The organism is Nonomuraea sp. NPDC003754 (assembly GCF_053605785.1).
The window spans coordinates 1-2602 of sequence record NZ_JBSGJX010000115.1 but is presented as its reverse complement, the minus strand read 5'-3'; the positions used below and the strand labels follow the sequence as shown (position 1 = coordinate 2602).

The following is a 2602-nucleotide window of genomic DNA, read 5'->3' as shown; positions in this document are numbered from 1 at the left end:
CCCGAACACACCACCCGCCGCAACGACGGCACCGCCAGCTCCGGCTCCTCCACCAGCGCATCCAGCATCGACGGCACGAAGTGCACCATCGACACCCGTTCCCGTCGCATCAGGTCCACCAGCGCGGTCGCGTCCAGGTGGGCCCCGGGCGGCGCCACCACCAGGCCTGCCCCTTCCATCAGGGGCCAGAACAGCTCCCACACCGACACGTCGAAGGTGAACGGCGTCTTCTGGACCACCCGGTCTCCGGCGCCGAGCGGGAACGTCTCGCCCATCCACACCAGGCGGTTCGCGATGGCCCGATGCGACACCATCACGCCCTTCGGCGTCCCCGTCGAGCCCGACGTGTAGATGACGTAGGCGGGAGCGCTCGGCGGGATCGGCAGGCCCAGCGGCGCGGCGTCACCGGAAGCGCCGGGTTCGACGGTGGCGAGTCCCGGGAAGCGGTCAGGCTCGTCGGTGATCACCACGCGCGCGCGGGCGTCCTCGACCATGAAGTCCAGCCGCTGGTCGGGGTAGCCGGTGTCGAGCGGCAGGTAGGCCCCTCCGGCGGTCATCACCGCGTGCACGGCCACGACCAGGTCGACGCTCCTCGGCAGGCACACGCCCACCACGTCACCCAGCCCGACACCCCGCTCCCGCAACACCGAGGCCAGCCCGTTCACCCGCGCACCGAACTCGGCATACGACAACCAGACACCGTCGCCGCCACAGATCGCCGGAGCATCCGGCACCTCGGCCACCCGCCGCGCCACCACCTCCGGCAACGCCACGAACTCCCGCGCCCCACCCGTCGCGTTCCACCCCTCCACCGACGCCACGTCGGCGGCCAGGAGGTCGTCGGACTCGCGAGGGTCGGCGGCCGGATTCTCGGCGATCTTCGCGAAGACGCGGCGGTAGTACTCGCCGGCCTGCACGACCTGGTCCGCGGAGAACTGCGTGATGTCGTACTTGAGCTTCAGCTCCAGCCCGCCGGCCTGGGGCGACCAGGTGAAGTTGGCGGACAGGGGCAGGTTGGTCTGCTCGAAGAACTCGCTCTCCACGACCTGGATCGCCCCGCCCGGACCGAGGTCCCGGTAGACGTGGAAGTCGCGGTAGTCGAAGAGCACGTCGATCACCGGGGAGCGCTGGGCGAGGCGCTGCATCTCGAACAGCGGGTAGAGCCGGTGCGGCAGGAACGCCACCTCCGCGGCGAAGACCCGCTTGATCAGCTCGTCCCAGCTCGCCACGGCGGTGCCCACCCGCACGGGCACGCTGTTGAGGAACAGCCCGAGGACCTGCTCGGCCGCCTCGTGCTCGGGCCTGCCGTGCGTCACGATCCCGGTGACGACATCGCTGTCGCCCGTCAGGAGCGCCAGCACGCGCAGGTGTCCCGCGAGCAGCACGGTGCGCAGCGGCACCCTGGCCTGCCGCGCCGCCTGCTCCAGCCCCTTGACGACCTGGTCGTCGAGGGGTACGGCGTGCGAAACGGTGTCTTCGGCGTCCCCCGTGCGGTAGCCGGGCAGCCTGGGCAGCGCGGTCATCGGCGCGTCGGCCAGCATGTCCCGCCAGAACTGTTCGGTCTCCGGCGAGGCCACCGCCGCCTTCTCGCGGGCGACGAAGTCCCTGAAGGTGGAGGGCGGCGGGGCGGCGGGCGCCTGCCGTACGCCGTCGAGCCCCGCGGCGTAGCGGTCGAGCAGCTCGGTCACCAGCGAGGCGACGCTCCACCCGTCGAGGATCGCGTGGTGGAAGCTCAGCGTGAGGGCGAACCGTTCAGGGGCGAGGTGGTGGATGACGGCGCGGAAGAGCGGCGGCGCCTCCCAGTCGAAGGGGCGGTGCTTCTCCTGGTCGCGCCAGATGCTCAGGCGCGACCTGGGGTCCTCGAACCCGGACAGGTCGATCTCCTGCACGGGCGGCTCGACGTCCTTCCAGACCAGCTGGATGGGCTCGTCGAAACCGGTCAGGTCGAACGAGGTGCGCAGCACCGCGTGGCGGTCCATGACCTCGCGCAGGGCGGCACGGAAGGTGTCGCTCTGGTAGGGGCCGCGCAGGTTCAGGGTGAAGACGTCATGGTAGGTCGCCGAGTCTTCCTGGTAGGCGCTGTGGAAGAGCATGCCCGACTGCAGCGCGGTCAGGGGGTAGGCGTCCTCGAGTTCGGTCGCGGGTTGTGTCGCCGTCAACGCTTGCCTCCTTGGAAACGCTGCTTCAGCCGATCCAGGTCCGCGGCTCCGAGCATGCTGAACGCCTCGCTGCCGCGGCTCTCGTTCACCGTCCCGGTGGTGATCACCCGGGCGAGCTCGCGCACCGTCTGGTGGACGAAGACGTCCTCGAGCGCGAGGGCGTACCCTCGCGCCCGGAGGCGCGCGACGATCTTGAGCGATCTGATGGAGTCGCCGCCCAGCGCGAAGTAGCTGTCGTGGGCGCCGGGGGCCGGGACGCCCAGCACCTCCGCCCATACTTCGGCCACGGCCCGCTCGATCTCACCGCTCGGTTCCTCGTACGGCACGCCGGCGGGGGCGTCGGGTTCGGGGAGGGCTTTGCGGTCGAGTTTGCCGTTGGCGGTCACCGGCAACCGATCCAACACCGTGAACGACGACGGCACCATGTGCTCCGGCAACCCCTG

Annotated in this window: 2 protein-coding genes; both read right to left on the bottom strand. The window is 70.8% G+C overall.

All coding sequences use genetic code 11. The annotated features are described in order from the left end of the window. Positions 1 to 2159, bottom strand: a 2159-nt coding sequence (locus ACWEVS_RS46160; protein ID WP_452557592.1) for a condensation domain-containing protein, incomplete at its 3' end; no start/stop codon positions are given. Further along, a partial coding sequence (locus ACWEVS_RS46155) for a phosphopantetheine-binding protein (RefSeq protein ID WP_452419801.1) occupies positions 2156 to 2602 on the bottom strand: 447 nt, incomplete at its 5' end. The genes ACWEVS_RS46160 and ACWEVS_RS46155, both read right to left, overlap by 4 nt.